The 15,541-nt window shown below is 69.2% G+C and carries 14 protein-coding genes; 6 read left to right on the top strand and 8 right to left on the bottom strand.

Translation table 11 applies throughout. The features are described 5' to 3' along the window. Positions 1-60: 60 nt before the first annotated feature. From metH to BCR55_RS09020, 5 genes are all read right to left on the bottom strand, one after another. Positions 61-2,778, bottom strand: coding sequence for a methionine synthase (gene metH, locus BCR55_RS09000; protein ID WP_065494483.1), 2,718 nt, complete (start codon positions 2,776-2,778; stop codon positions 61-63). 46 nt (positions 2,779-2,824) lie between these two features. Then, positions 2,825-3,895 (bottom strand): homocysteine S-methyltransferase family protein, encoded by a 1,071-nt coding sequence (locus tag BCR55_RS09005; RefSeq protein ID WP_065494484.1) that lies wholly within the window; start codon positions 3,893-3,895, stop codon positions 2,825-2,827. Positions 3,896-4,278: 383 nt separating this feature from the next. Further along, complete coding sequence (locus BCR55_RS09010) at positions 4,279-4,536, bottom strand: DUF3567 domain-containing protein (RefSeq protein WP_006398119.1); 258 nt, start codon at positions 4,534-4,536, stop codon at positions 4,279-4,281. Between the two features lie 242 nt (positions 4,537-4,778). Continuing rightward, positions 4,779-6,032, bottom strand: a complete 1,254-nt coding sequence (locus BCR55_RS09015) for a DUF3108 domain-containing protein (RefSeq protein ID WP_172820304.1) — start codon at positions 6,030-6,032, stop codon at positions 4,779-4,781. A 92-nt stretch (positions 6,033-6,124) separates the two neighbouring features. Continuing rightward, on the bottom strand, positions 6,125-6,991 hold the full coding sequence (locus BCR55_RS09020) for an IclR family transcriptional regulator (protein ID WP_053296784.1): 867 nt from the start codon (positions 6,989-6,991) through the stop codon (positions 6,125-6,127). Between the two features lie 125 nt (positions 6,992-7,116). Between BCR55_RS09020 and BCR55_RS09025 the strand changes: the two genes are divergently transcribed. The 6 genes from BCR55_RS09025 to rfaE2 all read left to right on the top strand — a co-directional run bounded on the left by BCR55_RS09025 (position 7,117) and on the right by rfaE2 (position 13,322). Continuing rightward, entirely contained in the window at positions 7,117-8,109 is a 993-nt protein-coding gene (locus BCR55_RS09025; RefSeq protein ID WP_053296785.1) for a fumarylacetoacetate hydrolase family protein, read from the top strand. A 118-nt stretch (positions 8,110-8,227) separates the two neighbouring features. Beyond that, positions 8,228-9,055 (top strand): enoyl-CoA hydratase/isomerase family protein, encoded by an 828-nt coding sequence (locus BCR55_RS09030; RefSeq protein ID WP_053296786.1) that lies wholly within the window; start codon positions 8,228-8,230, stop codon positions 9,053-9,055. 75 nt (positions 9,056-9,130) lie between these two features. Then, the gene (locus BCR55_RS09035) at positions 9,131-9,925 is read left to right on the top strand and encodes a PhaM family polyhydroxyalkanoate granule multifunctional regulatory protein (RefSeq protein WP_045594286.1); all 795 of its coding nucleotides are present in this window, start codon (positions 9,131-9,133) and stop codon (positions 9,923-9,925) included. A gap of 21 nt (positions 9,926-9,946) precedes the next feature. Next, complete coding sequence (locus BCR55_RS09040) at positions 9,947-11,338, top strand: patatin-like phospholipase family protein (RefSeq protein ID WP_065494485.1); 1,392 nt, start codon at positions 9,947-9,949, stop codon at positions 11,336-11,338. A 450-nt stretch (positions 11,339-11,788) separates the two neighbouring features. Beyond that, entirely contained in the window at positions 11,789-12,664 is an 876-nt protein-coding gene (locus BCR55_RS09045) for a ferritin-like domain-containing protein (protein WP_012212630.1), read from the top strand. 175 nt (positions 12,665-12,839) lie between these two features. After that, on the top strand, positions 12,840-13,322 hold the full coding sequence (gene rfaE2, locus BCR55_RS09050) for a D-glycero-beta-D-manno-heptose 1-phosphate adenylyltransferase (protein ID WP_006409907.1): 483 nt from the start codon (positions 12,840-12,842) through the stop codon (positions 13,320-13,322). 10 nt (positions 13,323-13,332) lie between these two features. On the opposite strand, the gene BCR55_RS09055 is transcribed toward rfaE2, so the two are convergent. The 3 genes from BCR55_RS09055 to BCR55_RS09065 all read right to left on the bottom strand — a co-directional run bounded on the left by BCR55_RS09055 (position 13,333) and on the right by BCR55_RS09065 (position 15,377). Beyond that, a complete protein-coding gene (locus BCR55_RS09055) occupies positions 13,333-13,578 on the bottom strand; it encodes a hypothetical protein (RefSeq protein WP_012212631.1) in 246 nt (81 codons plus the stop codon). A 90-nt stretch (positions 13,579-13,668) separates the two neighbouring features. Beyond that, positions 13,669-14,457: a type III pantothenate kinase gene (locus BCR55_RS09060; protein WP_053296789.1), complete on the bottom strand. Its 789-nt coding sequence runs from the start codon at positions 14,455-14,457 to the stop codon at positions 13,669-13,671. Then, the gene (locus BCR55_RS09065) at positions 14,454-15,377 is read right to left on the bottom strand and encodes a biotin--[acetyl-CoA-carboxylase] ligase (protein ID WP_006409904.1); all 924 of its coding nucleotides are present in this window, start codon (positions 15,375-15,377) and stop codon (positions 14,454-14,456) included. Before BCR55_RS09065 ends, BCR55_RS09060 begins: the two co-directional genes overlap by 4 nt. Positions 15,378-15,541: the final 164 nt, after the last annotated feature.

The raw sequence follows: 15,541 nt of genomic DNA on the forward strand, positions 1-15,541 counted from the left end.
AAGCCCGCGTTCGCGCGGGCTTTTTTTGTCTGACGAAACGGCCGCGGCGCGCGGCCGCATTCAGAGCTGCGGCGCGAGCGCGCGGCGCGCGTCGTCGAGCGACAGCGCCATCCGGCGCGCGTAGTCCTCGAGCTGATCCTGACCGATTTTCCCGACCGAGAAGTAGCGGCTGTCCGGATGCGCGAGATAGAAACCCGACACGCTCGCGGCCGGCAGCATCGCGAGCGAATCGGTGACGCTCATGCCGATCTCGTCCGCGTGCAGCGCGGCAAACATGTCGCGTTTGACGAGGTGGTCCGGGCATGCCGGATAGCCGGGCGCGGGGCGGATGCCCGTGTACTTTTCGGCGATCAGTGCGTCGTTGTCGAGCGTCTCGTCGCTCGCATAGCCCCACAGCTCGCGGCGCACGCGCGCGTGCATCGCTTCGGCGAACGCTTCCGCGAAGCGGTCCGCGAGCGCCTTCAGCATAATCGCGCTGTAGTCGTCGTGATCGGCTTCGAACTGCTTTTCCTTCGCATCGACACCGAGGCCGGCCGTCACCGCGAACATCCCGATGTAGTCGGCGACGCCCGATTCCTTCGGCGCGATGAAGTCGGCGAGCGAGCGGTTCGGCCGCATCACGCCGTCGACGACGGGACGCACGCTCTGCTGGCGCAGGTTGCGCCACGTGAGCAGCACGTCGGTGCGCGATTCGTCGGTGTAGATCTCGATGTCGTCGTCGTTGACGCTATTCGCCGGCAGCAGCGCGATCACGCCGTTCGCGGTCAGCCAGCGACCCTGGATCAGCCGCGCGAGCATCGACTTCGCGTCGGAGAACACGCGGCGCGCCGATTCGCCGACGATCTCGTCGTTCAGGATCGCCGGGTACGGGCCCGCGAGATCCCAGGTCTGGAAGAACGGACCCCAGTCGATGAAGTTCGCGAGTTCGTTCAGGTCGTAGTTCCTGAATACGCGGCGGCCGATGAATTTCGGCTTCACCGGCGTGTAGTTCGCCCAGTCGATCTTCGTCTTGTTCGCGCGCGCCTCGGCGAGCGTCACCATCGGCTGCGCCTTGCGGTTCGCGTGCTGATCGCGGATCCGCTCGTAGTCGGCCTTCAGCTCGTCGAGGTACTTGGCCGCGCCTTCGTCGGACAGCAGGCTCGATGCGACCGACACCGAGCGCGACGCATCGGGCACGTAGACGACCGGGCCTTCGTAGTTCGGCGCGATCTTCACGGCCGTGTGCACGCGCGACGTCGTCGCGCCGCCGATCAGCAGCGGAATCTTCTTCACGCGGAAATAGTCGTCGCGCTGCATTTCGGACGCGACGTAGGCCATTTCCTCGAGGCTCGGCGTGATCAGGCCGGACAGCCCGATGATGTCCGCGCCTTCGACCTTCGCCTTCGCGAGGATCTCGTTGCACGGCACCATCACGCCCATGTTGACGACCTCGAAGTTGTTGCACTGGAGCACGACCGACACGATGTTCTTGCCGATGTCGTGCACGTCGCCCTTGACGGTCGCGATCACGATCTTGCCCTTCGCGCGCACGTCGCCGCCCGCTTCCGCGAGCAGCCGCTTTTCTTCCTCGATGAACGGGATCAGATGAGCGACCGCCTGCTTCATCACGCGCGCGGACTTCACGACCTGCGGCAGGAACATCTTGCCCTGGCCGAACAGGTCGCCGACGATGTTCATGCCGTCCATCAGCGGCCCTTCGATCACGTTGATCGGGCGGCCGCCGGCCGCGGCGATCTTCACGCGCGCTTCCTCGGTATCCTCGACGATGAAGTTCGTGATGCCGTGCACGAGCGCGTGCGCGAGCCGCTTCTCGACCGGCTGGTTGCGCCACTCGAGGTTCTCTTCCTTCTTCGCGGCGCCGGTCTTGAACTTGTCGGCGATCTCGAGCAGCCGGTCGGTGGAGTCGGGGCGGCGGTTCAGGATCACGTCCTCGACGCGCTCGCGCAGCTCCGGATCGAGATCCGCATACACGCCGAGCTGGCCTGCGTTGACGATCCCCATGTCCATCCCGGCCTGGATCGCGTGGTAGAGGAACACCGTGTGGATCGCCTCGCGCACCGGATCGTTGCCGCGGAACGAGAACGACACGTTCGACACGCCGCCGCTCACCTTCGCGTACGGCAGGTTCTGCTTGATCCAGCGCGTCGCTTCGATGAAGTCGACCGCGTAGTTGTTGTGCTCCTCGATGCCGGTCGCGACCGCGAAGATGTTCGGATCGAAGATGATGTCCTCGGGCGGAAAGCCGCAGCGGTTCACGAGCACGTCGTACGAACGCCGGCAGATCTCGGTCTTGCGCGCGAACGTGTCGGCCTGGCCCTGCTCGTCGAATGCCATCACGACGGCCGCCGCGCCGTAGCGGCGGATCAGCTTCGCGTGATGGAGGAACGCGTCCTCGCCTTCCTTCAGCGAGATCGAGTTCACGATCGCCTTGCCCTGCACGCACTTGAGACCGGCCTCGATCACGTCCCACTTCGACGAGTCGATCATGATCGGCACGCGCGCGATGTCCGGCTCCGACGCGATCAGGTTCAGGAAGCGCACCATCGCCGCCTTCGAATCGAGCATCGCCTCGTCCATGTTGACGTCGATCACCTGCGCGCCGTTTTCGACCTGCTGGCGCGCGACCGCGAGCGCCTCGTCGAACTGGCCGTTGAGGATCATCCGGGCGAACGCCTTCGAGCCGGTGACGTTGGTGCGTTCGCCGACGTTGATGAAGAGCGTTCCGGACGTGACGTTGAACGGCTCGAGGCCGGCAAGGCGCATCGTGTGATCGGTCATGGCGGTGCGAATTCGTGTAATGAGGGGCGTGCTTCGGGCAGTCGGATCAGGCGGCTTCGCTGTACTGGCTCGGCCAGCGGCGCGGCTTCACGTCGGCGAGCGCCTTTGCGATTTCGGCGATGTGCTCGGGCGTCGTGCCGCAGCAGCCGCCGGCGAGGTTCACGAGGCCGGCTTGCGCGAACTCGCGCAGCAGCCCCGACGTGACGTCGGGCGTCTCGTCGAAGCCGGTTTCGGCCATCGGGTTCGGCAGGCCCGCGTTCGGATAGCACGAGACGAACGTGTCGCAGAGCTTCGCGAGCTCGGCGATGTACGGGCGCATCAGCGCCGCGCCGAGTGCGCAGTTCAGGCCGAACGTGAGCGGCTTCGCGTGGCGCAGCGAATTCCAGAACGCCTCGACCGTCTGGCCCGACAAGATGCGGCCCGACGCGTCGGTCACGGTGCCCGAGATCATGATCGGCAGACGCTCGCCGGTGTCCTCGAACAGCTGGTCGAGCGCGAACAGCGCGGCCTTCGCGTTCAGCGTGTCGAAGATCGTCTCGACGAGGAACAGATCGACGCCGCCGTCGAGCAGCGCCTTCGCCTGCATGTAGTACGCTTCGCGCAGCTCGTCGAACGTCACGTTGCGCGCGCCCGGATCGTTGACGTCGGGCGAGATGCTCGCCGTCTTCGGCGTCGGCCCGATCGCGCCGGCGACGAAGCGCGGCTTGTCGGGCGTCGCGTACTGCGCGGCCGACGCGCGCGCGAGCTTCGCCGATTCGACGTTCATCTCGACGACGAGGTCTTCCATCCCGTAGTCGGCCTGCGCGACCGTCGTCGCGCCGAACGTATTGGTTTCGACGATGTCGGCGCCCGCCGCGAAGTACTGGTCGTGGATCTCGCGGATCACCTGCGGCTGCGTGATCGACAGCAGCTCGTTATTGCCCTTCACGTCGCGCGGGAAATCCTTGAAGCGCTCGCCGCGATACGCGGCTTCGTCGAGCTTGTAGCGCTGGATCATCGTGCCCATCGCGCCGTCGAGGATCAGGATCCGCGATTTCAGCAGCGCGGGCAGTTCGGCGCCGCGCGTGTAGGACGCGTCGAGCGGGGCGGCGGAAGCGGCGGTAGGAGTCGCGGACATGGCGAAAGAGCGGCGAAGACGGGAAACCGACATTGTAGCCGGTGCGCCGCGCGGCCGCCTGGCCTCGCGCGGCGCGGCGGGCGGTGCGTGGGCGCTGGGCGTATGGTGCGTGGTGCGTGACGTGGCGTGGCGTGGCGTGGCGTGGCGTGGCGTGACGCGCGACCGGCGCGGCTCAGGAGGCGGGGCGTGCCGCAGCTGCACGATCACGCGTTCGACGGCGGCGTGCGACGCGCGATGCGTTGCCCGCGCAACCGATGCGCGGCGCGGCCATCAAACGAAAAGCCCCGGCCCGGCGAACCGGGCTGGGGCATGATCGGAGTGCTCGCACGCCGCGCGATGCGCGGCAAATGGCCCGGTCGCGCGAAGCGCCGGGCCGTGAGCCGTCAGTGGAGAACGACGGGCATCATCATCAGGCTGTCGAACTGTCCGAGGAATTCGTCGACTTCATCGAGCGTCGGCTCTTCCTCGATCAGCTGCTTCACGTGCTCGCGGAACCGCTCGGCCAGTTCGCCGTCGATGAAAATCTCGCGCTGCGCGTTCTTGTCGACGATTTCGTATCCGCCGGCATTCATCAGATGGTGGCCGGCCTGCGGCGCAAATTCGACGACGCAGTAGTTGGGGCTGTTGTAGATCATTTGCATGGCGGCACTCCTCTTCGCAGTGGCATCTGGCCTTGTTGTCCCCTACGTGGGGCAGCCTTCGCCGGTTTCAAGGGGCTTGTGCTGCACACCCCGTTCCCGTGTTGCGGGGTGTCTCGGTTAGAAACCGATACTTATCAAACGTTTCCTATTGTCGGCCGGTGCACTGAAATAGTTGTTAAAGAATGTCATCGGCCATTTCACGACGATCTTTAATCGGTCGAAATTGCCGATTTCGCGTCGTTTTACGGCGTGCCGGGTGCCGATGCGACCGGCTCGGCCGGCGCGGGCGGCGGTTGCGCGGGCACCGATGCGGACGCGACAGGCGTCGATGCGTCGGCCGTCGCCGGCTCGGGCGGCGTCGCAGCCGCAGGCGCGTTCATTGCGGCGGCCGGTGCCGCGTCGGCGGGCTTGTCGGGCGGTGCGAGCGGGCCGTGCCACAGCAGTTCGATCTGCGCACCGTTCGGCTCGGTCTGCACGAGCCGCACCGGCAGCCACCCGACCGACGGCGCGAGCCACATGTCGATGCGTCGCGTGTCGCCGTCGCGGCGCGGCAGCCGCATGAAATGGCGCGCCTGCACGATGCCGCCCTGCGTCTGCACCGATTCGTCGCCGATCACCGCGATCGGCCAGTTCTCGCCGCTGTTGTTGTCGATCACGAAGAACTGTTGCGTGACGCCCGGCTTGTACGCGGACGGATTGCCGCGCACGAGGCTCGACAGCTGGATCAGCATGCTGAAGCGGTCCTGCACGCCGTCGGGCAGCGGCGCGTTGTTCGGCGTGCGCGTGAATACGACCTGATGCTGCTCGCGATTGAAGACCGCGATGTCCTCGGGCCGCCGGCCGCGCTTTTCGACGTAGCGGTCGGGCGCGAGGCCGAAGGCGTCGATGCGGCCCTCGCTGCGGTAGTCGAACGGCCCGATGAACGGCACGGGCATCGACACCGACAGATCGTACGTGCGTCCGTCGGTGCGCCAGTGGATCGTACCGATCATGTTTTGCATCCCGTTGTAGAACGTGTCGTATTGCAGGTCGCCGGACGGCGGCACCGCGAACTTCACGCCGTGCGTCGCGGGGCCGGGCGTGGCCGCGCCGCTAGCGCCGGCGGGCGCCGATGCGGGCTGCGCCGACGATGCGCCGGGCACGCCGCTCGCGGCCGACGCGGCGGCCGGCGGGGCGCCGTGCGCGTCGGTCTGCGTCGACGTCAAGACCTGCTCCTGCGCCGCCGCGGGCGCCGGCTTAGGCGCGGCCGGCCCAGGCGCGGCCGGCGCTGCATGCGCAGGCGGCTGCGGCGCGGGCGCACGCTCGATCGGCTGCGTTTTCAGCAATTCGGCCTGGACCGGCACGTCGGCCGGCGGCGTCGGTGTGAACGACTCGCGGTTGCGCACGAGCCACAGCGCGGCGAGCGCGTGCAGCACGAGCGCGACGACGAGCGCAACGCCCACGCGCCGCCAGCGGCGGAGCGAAGCGGGACGAGGACGGGTGTCGGCGTGCGGCATCGGCAGTCGGAACGGGGTTGGGACGCGCGACGCGCGCGTCATCGCACGTCGGACCGTCGGATGCGCCGCGCGTTCGCGGCGCGTCGCGCGCATCAGGCGTCGCGCGCGACCGGACTATAGCCGAGTTCGTACGACAGCTTGCGCGCGCATGCGCGCAGCGCGGTGTCGATTTCGCCGCCCCACGCGATGTCGAACGTGCCTTCGTGGCCGAGTGCGACGATCCCGAGCGCGAGTTCGCCGACCGCATCGAACACCGGCATGCAGAACGCGTGAATGGTCGGCAGCAGCATGCCTTCGACGCGCGCGGCCTCGTGCGCGCGCACGTCCGCGAGCATCGCTTCGACCTCGTCGAGCGTGCGCGGGCCGCCGTGATGCGGCGAGCGCCGCGTGTCGGCGAGTTCGCGTTCGAGCATCGCGGCGGTCTTGCTGCGCGGCAGATAGGCAGCGAACAGCAGGCCCGTCGCGGAGCCGAGCAGCGGCATCACGTCGCCGAGCTTCAGCGACGCCTTCGCCGGATGGCTCGATTCCATCCAGTGCACGATCGTCGGCCCCTGATTGCCCCATACGGCGATGCCGACCGTCTGGTCGAGCCGATCGCGGAATTCGGTCAGCGCGATACGCGCGAGCTTCACGCCGTCGACGCGCGCGAGCCGCGCGAGCCCCATCTGCAGCGCGAAGCCGCCGAGCTCGTAGCGCCCCGACACAGGGTCCTGCGACACGACGCCGAGCCGCAGGAAGCTCACGAGATAGCGGTGCGCCTTCGCAGGGCTCATGCCCGCGCGCTGCGCGAGATCGCGCAGCATCATCGCGCGCGGCTCGCTCGTCAGCACGTCGAGCAGCCGGAAGCCGACCTCGATCGACTGGATGCCCGAGCGCACCTTCTCGCCGTGCTCGCCGGCTGCGGCGTCGTCGGTGTCGGAATCGGCGAGATCGTCGTCGGGAAGCGTGCTGGCGGACATGGAAGCAGGGCGCGGAGCGCGGCAAGGATCGGGACGGAAGCGGCGCGCGAGAGACTCCCGCGCCGCGCGGATTCACCATCGTAAAATAGATTCCCTCCATCGTCACCACAACGGCAGATTCCCTTATGAAACTTGCTTCGCTGAAGGACGGCACGCGCGACGGCCAGTTGATCGTCGTGTCGCGCGACCTGCACACCGCGGCGATCGCCGACACGATCGCACCGACGCTGCAGCGCGTCCTCGACGACTGGGCGTTCTACGCGCCGCAGCTGCGCGAGCTGTACGACGCGCTGAATCACGGCCGCGCGCGCCGCGCGTTTCCGTTCGATCCCGCTCACTGCATGGCGCCGCTGCCGCGCGCGTTCCAGTGGGCGGACGGCTCCGCGTACGTGAACCACGTCGAGCTCGTGCGTCGCGCGCGCGGCGCCGAGATGCCGCCCGAGTTCTGGACCGATCCGCTGATGTACCAGGGCGGCAGCGACGATTTCCTCGGCGCGCGCGACGACATCGTGTGTCCGTCCGAAGCGTGGGGCATCGATTTCGAAGCGGAAGTCGCGGTGATCACGGGCGACGTGCCGATGAGCGCCTCGCCGGACGAGGCGTTGAAGGCCGTGCGGCTCGTCACGCTCGTGAACGACGTGTCGCTGCGCAACCTGATCCCGGCCGAGCTCGCGAAGGGATTCGGCTTCTTCCAGAGCAAGCCCGCGACCGCGTTCGCGCCGGTCGCGGTGACGCCGGACGAACTCGGCGACGCGTGGAGCGACGGCCGCGTGCACCGCCCGATGATCGTCCACTGGAACGGCAAGAAGGTCGGCCAGCCCGACGCGGGCACCGACATGGTGTTTCATTTCGGCCAGCTGATCGCGCACGCGGCGAAGACGCGCAATCTGCGCGCGGGCTCGATCGTCGGCTCCGGCACCGTATCGAACAAGGACGCGAAGCGCGGCTACTGCTGCATCGCCGAGAAGCGCTGCCTCGAGACGATCGAGCACGGCGCGCCGCAGACGGAATTCATGCGCTACGGCGACACCGTGCGCATCGAGATGTTCGATCCGGCCGGCAAGTCGATCTTCGGTGCGATCGAGCAGTCGGTCGCGCCGCCCGACGGCGTCGCGTGACGCGTGCGGTGTCCGGCGACGCACGGTCGCCGGGCCGGCCCGCGCCGGGTTTCGCCCGATGTTTGCGCGCGCGGGCTTGACTACACTCGATTCGACAGCCTCGACCCAGGAGCAGCGCATGGCCGATCTCGCCGCGTACGGCGGTTATCAAGCATTGAAGGTGACGCGCCGCGAACACGGCGTGCTCGACATCGTGATGAGCGGCGAGGGCGCGAACCGCAGCGGCCTCGCGACCGCGAACGCGCAGATGCATCGCGAGCTCGCGGACATCTGGCGCGACGTCGATCGCGATCCCGACACGCGCGTCGCCGTGATTCGCGGCGAAGGCAAGGGCTTCTCGGCGGGCGGCGATCTCGCGCTCGTCGAAGCGATGGCCAACGACTATGACGTGCGCGCCCGCGTATGGCGCGAAGCGCGCGACCTCGTCTACAACGTGATCAACTGCAGCAAGCCGATCGTGTCCGCGATGCACGGCCCGGCGGTCGGCGCGGGGCTCGTCGCGGGGCTGCTCGCCGACATCTCGATCGCCGCGAAGGATGCGCGGATCATCGACGGCCATACGCGGCTCGGCGTCGCCGCCGGCGATCACGCGGCGATCGTGTGGCCGCTGCTGTGCGGGATGGCGAAGGCGAAGTACTACCTGATGCTGTGCGAGCCGGTGAGCGGCGAAGAGGCGGAGCGCATCGGCCTCGTGTCGCTCGCGGTCGAGCCGGCCGATCTGGTGCCGAAGTCCTACGAGGTGGCCGAGCGGCTCGCGAACGGGTCGCAGTCGGCGATCCGCTGGACGAAGTACGCGCTCAACAACTGGCTGCGCACGGCCGGGCCGACCTTCGATACGTCGCTCGCGCTGGAATTCATGGGCTTTTCGGGGCCCGACGTGCAGGAGGGCCTTCGTTCGCTGCGCGAGCGGCGCCCGCCCGCGTTTCCCGGCGACGCGCCGTTCTGACGCGCGCTATGATCGAAACACGCGATCGTGCTCGGATGCCGGCCGCGTGCTCCCCAGTCCAATCAGGATGCCCGTATGACGACCGATGCCCCCGGCTCCAACCCCTTCGCCGGCTTTGCCGGCTTCAAGCCCGCCGACATGCTCGAGCGCATGTGGGACATGATGCGGATGTCGCCGTTCGGCGCGATGGCGCCGTTTCCGGGCGCCGCGTCCGGGCTGCCGCCGTCGCTGTCGAGCATGTCCGACATGATGGCGCCGCTCACGAACGTCGAGGAGCTCGACAAGCGGATCACCGATCTGCGCGCGGTCGAGCAATGGCTGAAGCTGAACCTCGGCATGCTGCAGTCCGCGATCCAGGCGCTCGAAGTGCAGCGCGCGACGCTCGCGACGCTGCGGGCGTTCGGCGCGTTCGCGCAGAGTTCGATGTCGGCGGCAGAGGATGCGGCCGTCGCGGCCGCCAAGGCCGCGACCGCGCCGCTCGGCGAGACCGCGCAGCCGAAGCCGCAGGCGGGCGACGCGTCGGCCGGCGCCGATGCGCCGCCGGAGCGCGACGCCGCGCAGCAGCCGAATCAGTCGTTCGATCCGGCCGGCTGGTGGAACCTGCTGCAGGCGCAGTTCAATCAGCTCGCGAGCCTCGCGATGGCGCAGCCCGGAATGGCGCCCGGCGCGGCGTCGCCCGATGGCGCGGCCGCCGCGGAAGGCGCCGAGGAGCCGGGCGACGCACCGGAGTCCACACCCGAGCCCGCACCCGCGGCCGCGGCCGCGCCGCGCAAGCCGGCGGCGAAGCGCGCGAAGCCGGCCGGCTCGGCGGCGGCGCGCGCGGCAGCCGCTTCGTCGCCCGAAACGCGTCCGCCGAAACGCGCGACGTGATGCGCGACTAGCAGCCCGATCATGCGACTCGCGCTCGTTCTGATGGGAGGCGGCGCGCGCGCCGCGTATCAGGTCGGCGTGCTGAAGGCACTGGCCGAGATCGCGCGCGAGGCCGATCCGCATCGGCATACGCTGCCGTTCGCGGTCGTCTGCGGATCGTCGGCCGGCGCGATCAACGCGACGTCGATCGCGAGCCACGCGGACGACTTTTCGCACGGCGTGCGGCGGTTGCTCGAGTTCTGGGAGCATCTGCGCGCCGACTACGTGTATCGCACCGACTGGCTCGGCATCGCGGCGGCCGGCGCACGCTGGCTCGCGACGATGACGTTCGGCTGGGCCGCGCGCCGCTCGCCGCGCGGGCTGCTCGACAACACGCCGCTCGCGCATCTGCTGCAGCGCGAGCTCAGCTTCCACCGGATCGAGCAGATGCTCGAAGCGCGCCTGCTGCATGCGCTCGCGGTGACGGCGCTCAGCTATTCGAGCGGCCGCCACCTGACCTTCTACCAGGCGGCCGAGCCGATCCAGGCATGGCGGCGCGCGCAGCGCACCGCGCGGCTCGTCGATCTGTCGGCGTCGCACCTGCTCGCCTCGTCGGCGATTCCGTTCGTGTTCCCCGCCGTGCCGCTCGTGCTCGACGGCCAGATCGAATACTTCGGCGACGGCTCGATCCGGCAGATCGCACCGCTGTCTCCTGCGATCCATTTCGGCGCGCAGCGCATCGTCGTCGTCGGCGCTGCCGATCCGCGCCCGGAAATCCCCGCCGCGAACGGTGCGGGCCGCGTGCGCGGCTATCCGACGCTCGCGCAAATCGGCCAGCAGGTGCTCGCGAGCGTGTTCCTCGACTCGATCGGCTCGGACATCGAACGGATCGAGCACATCAACCGGATGATCGAGCACCTGCCGCATCAGGTCGAAGTCGACAGCGGCTGGCGGCACGTCGACGTGCTCGCGATCGCGCCGTCCGAGCGTATCGAGCTGATCGCCGCGAAGCACCTGAAGCAGATGCCGGCGACGATGCGCGGGCTGCTCGGCGCGATCGGCGGCAGCCAGCCGGCCGGTGCGTCGTTCGCGAGCTATCTGCTGTTCGAGGAGCCGTTCACGCGCGAACTGATCGAGCTCGGCTACCGCGACGGGCGCGCGCAGCGCGACACGCTTGCGGCGTGGATCGCCGCGGCGGATGGCGGCGGAATGGGGAACGGCGGCATGGCGGGCGGTGCGATGGCGGGCGGCGGCTCGATGGTCGGCGGCTCTGCGGTCGGCGGCTCGACGGTCGGCAGCTCGGCGGTCGGCAGCTCGGCGGCTCGCGGCGATGCGCCCTCCGACGTGCCCGCCGCCGAAACGCGCGACGCCAGCGCAACGGCGCCCGATGCCCGCGTCGGCGACGATCGTGCGGCCGGCGAAATGCGGGTCTGACACGTCACGGTTGCGGATTCGCGACGCGCTACCGCGACCGATCGCCGCACCTGCACGCCGCTCGGCGCGGTGCCGTGCGCGTCGCGGAACGGTCATGCGTGCGTGCTATCATGGCCGCCGCCGAATACACCATATCGAGCAGCCCGCCGCGCCGGCAGCCGTACGGGGAGCCCGTTCGGGCGACCGGAACGGGCGCGGGTTCGCCAGCGAGCCGGCCAGCGCCGGCCCCCCAATTCAGGCACGCGCGGCCGGCTCCGTTCGAGCGGAGCGTGGCGGCGGCGTGTACCACGGCGGCACGCGGCCGCCCGGCTGCCGGACGCGCAAGCAGCGTCCGGGAGGCCGGTTTCCCGCGTAAAATTTGAGTCTTGGCTGCACAAGGCGCGCATGCGCCCGCGCGGCATCAGTCACGTTGAAAGAAGTCGCATTGCGCAGAACAGGGGTGGGACCATCATGAACACCATGCTTTATCCGGAACTTTACCGATCGCTCGAAGCTGTCCGCTGGGACATGGAGAAAGACATTCCGTGGGACAAGTTTGACGCTTCGCTGCTCACCGACGAGCAGGCGAAGACGATCAAGATGAATGCGATCACCGAGTGGTCGGCGCTGCCGGCGACGGAAATGTTCCTGCGCGACAACCAGCACGACAGCGATTTTTCCGCGTTCATGAGCGTGTGGTTCTTCGAGGAGCAGAAGCATTCGCTCGTGCTGATGGAATACCTGCGCCGCTTCAAGCCGGAGCTCGTGCCGACCGAGGAAGAACTGCACGCGGTGCGCTTCGAGTTCGACCCGGCGCCGCCGCTCGAGACGCTGATGCTGCACTTCTGCGGCGAAATCCGCCTGAACCACTGGTATCGCTGCGCGGCCGACTGGCACACCGAGCCCGTGATCAAGCACATCTACGAGACGATCTCGCGCGACGAAGCGCGTCACGGCGGCGCGTATCTGCGCTACATGAAGAAGGCGCTGAACAACTGCGGCGACGTCGCGCGCGCGGCGTTCGCGAAGATCGGCGTGCTGATGGCGTCGGCGCGCCGCACCGAGAAGCCGCTGCACCCGACGAACCTGCACGTGAACCAGGCGCTGTTCCCGCGCGACACCGTGCAGTCCCGCCTGCCCGATCCGGAATGGCTCGAGCGCTGGCTCGACGAGCAGATCCGCTTCGACGGCGAGTGGGAGAAGAAGGTCGTCGACCGCATCCTGCACAACCTGTCGATCCTGTTCGAGCGCACGTTCGCGACCGCGCAGGAACTGAACCGTTACCGCAAGGAAGTCACGAACCGTCTGCAGTCGGAAAGCGGTTCGTCGTCCGCGCAACCGGCCTGACGGCCGTCGCGGCGCGGCGGCGGGCGCATCCGCTCGGCCCGCGCGGCGCCCGCGATCCGAAGCCCGTCCGGCCTGCCCGACGGGCTTTTTCTCAGGCATCGCGCGGGCCGATTGCGCCTGCGGCGCGCAGGACGTCCCGCTCGATCCGTTTCATCCCATCCGCCCGACTTTCATCATGCCCGCTTCCTTCGAACGCAAGCTGATCACCCGCGACGCACTCGTCGCGCTGCGCGCATCGCTGCCGGCGCCCGTCGTCTTCACGAACGGCGTGTTCGACATCCTGCATCGCGGCCACGTCACCTATCTCGCCGATGCGAAGGCGCTCGGCGCGTGCCTGATCGTCGGCGTGAACAGCGACGCGTCGGTGCGCATGCTCGGCAAGGGCGACGACCGCCCGATCAACCGCGAAGACGACCGGATGGCGCTGCTCGCGGCGCTGGAAAGCGTCGATTGGGTCGTGAAGTTCGAGGAAAAGACGCCGGTGTCGCTGATCGAAGCGGTTCATCCGGACGTCCTCGTGAAGGGCGGCGACTACGATATGGACGCGCTACCCGAATCGGCGCTCGTGCGCGGCTGGGGCGGCCGCGCGCTCGCGATTCCGTTCGAGCACGATCGGTCGACGACCGCGCTGTTGAAGAAGGTGCGCGCGCAGCAGTAACGCCCGCGCGCTAGCGCGCCGACGACGCGGCCAGCGGCTCGGCCGCCACGGCCGGCGGCGCGATCGGCCCGCCGACGACCGGTTGATCGGTCGCTTGCGCGAGTGGCGTCGCGCGCAGCGCGTCGGCGCGTACCTGGCGCGCGACTACGCCCGGTTCGCGCGCGCCGGCGGCCGGCCGCGGCCCGACCATCTCGGTCGCGAGCGCGAACGCGATCAGGTTGGCGAGAAAGAGAACAGCGATCAGCCAGCGCAGCATCGTCGAAACTCCCTGTCGTCATTCAGTTGAAGCGGCCCCGTGCGGCCGGTTTTCGTCCGCGTCGCGGCTTCGGCACGCGTACGCGACCCGTCAGTCCTGCGCGCTCGCTTCGGCGGCAATCAGCGCGAGGCCGGACAGGATCAGCGCGTCGTGCCGCGTATGCGGCAGCGTCAGCGCGCGCGCGATCTCGTCGGCCGCGCCGCCGGCCAGCACGAGCCGCACCGGTGCCTGCCAGGCCGCCGCGAGATCGCGCCACGCGCGCTCGATCAGCCCCGCCTGCGCATAGAGGCAGCCGGCCGACAGCGAGCGCGGCGTGTCGACCTGGAACGGCTGCGCCTGTGTATCGGCGAGCAGGCCGCTCGCGATGTCGGTCGTCAGCGTCGGCAACTGCGCGGTATGCGTGCCGAGCGCGCGCATCATCAGCGCCCAGCCCGGCGCGATCAGTCCGCCGGTGAAACGGCCGTCCGCGCGCAGCGCCTCGAGCGTCGTCGCGGTGCCGAACGTCGCGATCAGCAGATGTTCGTCCGGAAACGCCGCGCGTGCGCCGATCAACCCGGCCCAGCGATCGCTGCCGAGCTGTTCCGGCGTCGTGTAGCCGTTCGTCACGCCGCATTGCGCGGGCCGCGACCGGATCGTCGTGCGCGGCAGCCCCGGCCAGCGTGCATCGAGCAGCGCGTCGAGCCGCGCGCCGACATCGGCGCCCGCCACGTTCGAGATCCATGCGCCGCGCGGACGCGGCAGGTCGGCCCAGTCGGGATCGGCGCCGCCGTCGCGCGTATGGCCGAACGCGCCGGTGCGCACCAGCGTGCGCTGCGCATCGGCGAGCGCCCATTTGATGCGGCTGTTGCCGGCATCGATCAGCAGCTGCGGTTCGCTCATTGCGCTTCGCGCAGCGACACGTCGCCCGCCGCGATCGCCTGAATGCCGTTCGGCGTGTCGAGCAGCAGCTGGCCGGCCGCATCGATGCCGGTCGCGATGCCGCGCGCGCGTTCGACGCCCTGTTCGAGCAGCACGACTTCGCGGCCCGCGTATGCGTGCAGCGCATGCCAGCGCGGCAGGAACGGCGCGAGCCCGTCGGTCGCGAACTGCGCGAGTGCGGGCGTGAGCGCGTTCAGCGACGCGGCGAGCGTATCGGTGAGATTCGCGCTTGCGCACGCCATCGACAGCGCGGCCGGCGGCAGTCCGCTCGCCAATGCGGCTTCGCGCGCGCGCAGCGCGTCGACCTGCGCCGCGACGGCTTCCGCGCCGCGCACGTTGATGCCGAAGCCGATCACGACGGCGGTGGCGTCGGCGGTGGTCCACACGGTTTCGATCAAAATCCCGGCGAGCTTGCCGACGATGCGCGACGTGCCGCCGTCGTCGGCGGCGGTCAGCAGCAGGTCGTTCGGCCATTTGAGCGCGACGCGCGAGCGTGCGTCGAGCGGCAGCGTCGCGAGGCCTTCCGCGAGCGCGACGCCGATCGCGATGCTGAGGCCGCCGAGCGCCTCGACGGGGCGCGGCACGATGCAGCCGACCGAACACAGCAGCGCGTTGCCCGGTTGCGCGAACCACGGCCGGCCTTGCCGGCCGCGGCCGGCCGTCTGCTCGAACGCGACGCGCACGAGCGGCGCGGGCAGTGCGTGCGCGGTGCGCGGCAGCGTCTTCAGGCGGGCGGCGAGGTCCGCGTTGGTCGAGCCGGTCGCGGCGACGATGTCGAGCGGCCACGCGCGCGGCGCGGCGTCCAGGTGCGCGTCGAGCCGGCTGCGCGCGATGTGTGCGCCGTCGGTGTCGGGCGTGTCGGGGGAGGTGGGGGTGTTCATGGCGCTTATTGTAGCGACAGGGGCGGTGCTCGGACGTTTGAGGAGAACGTCGTCGTCGCGAATCTTACTGAACAGCGAAAAGCGCAGCCGCTCCGAGCGGGCGGCGTGGTGTCCGGTGTAGTCGAACACAAGTGCCAGTCGCAACTGAGTTGGCCAGCTGCGTC

The organism is Burkholderia sp. CCA53 (genome assembly GCF_001685525.1).
GTDB lineage: Bacteria > Pseudomonadota > Gammaproteobacteria > Burkholderiales > Burkholderiaceae > Burkholderia > Burkholderia multivorans.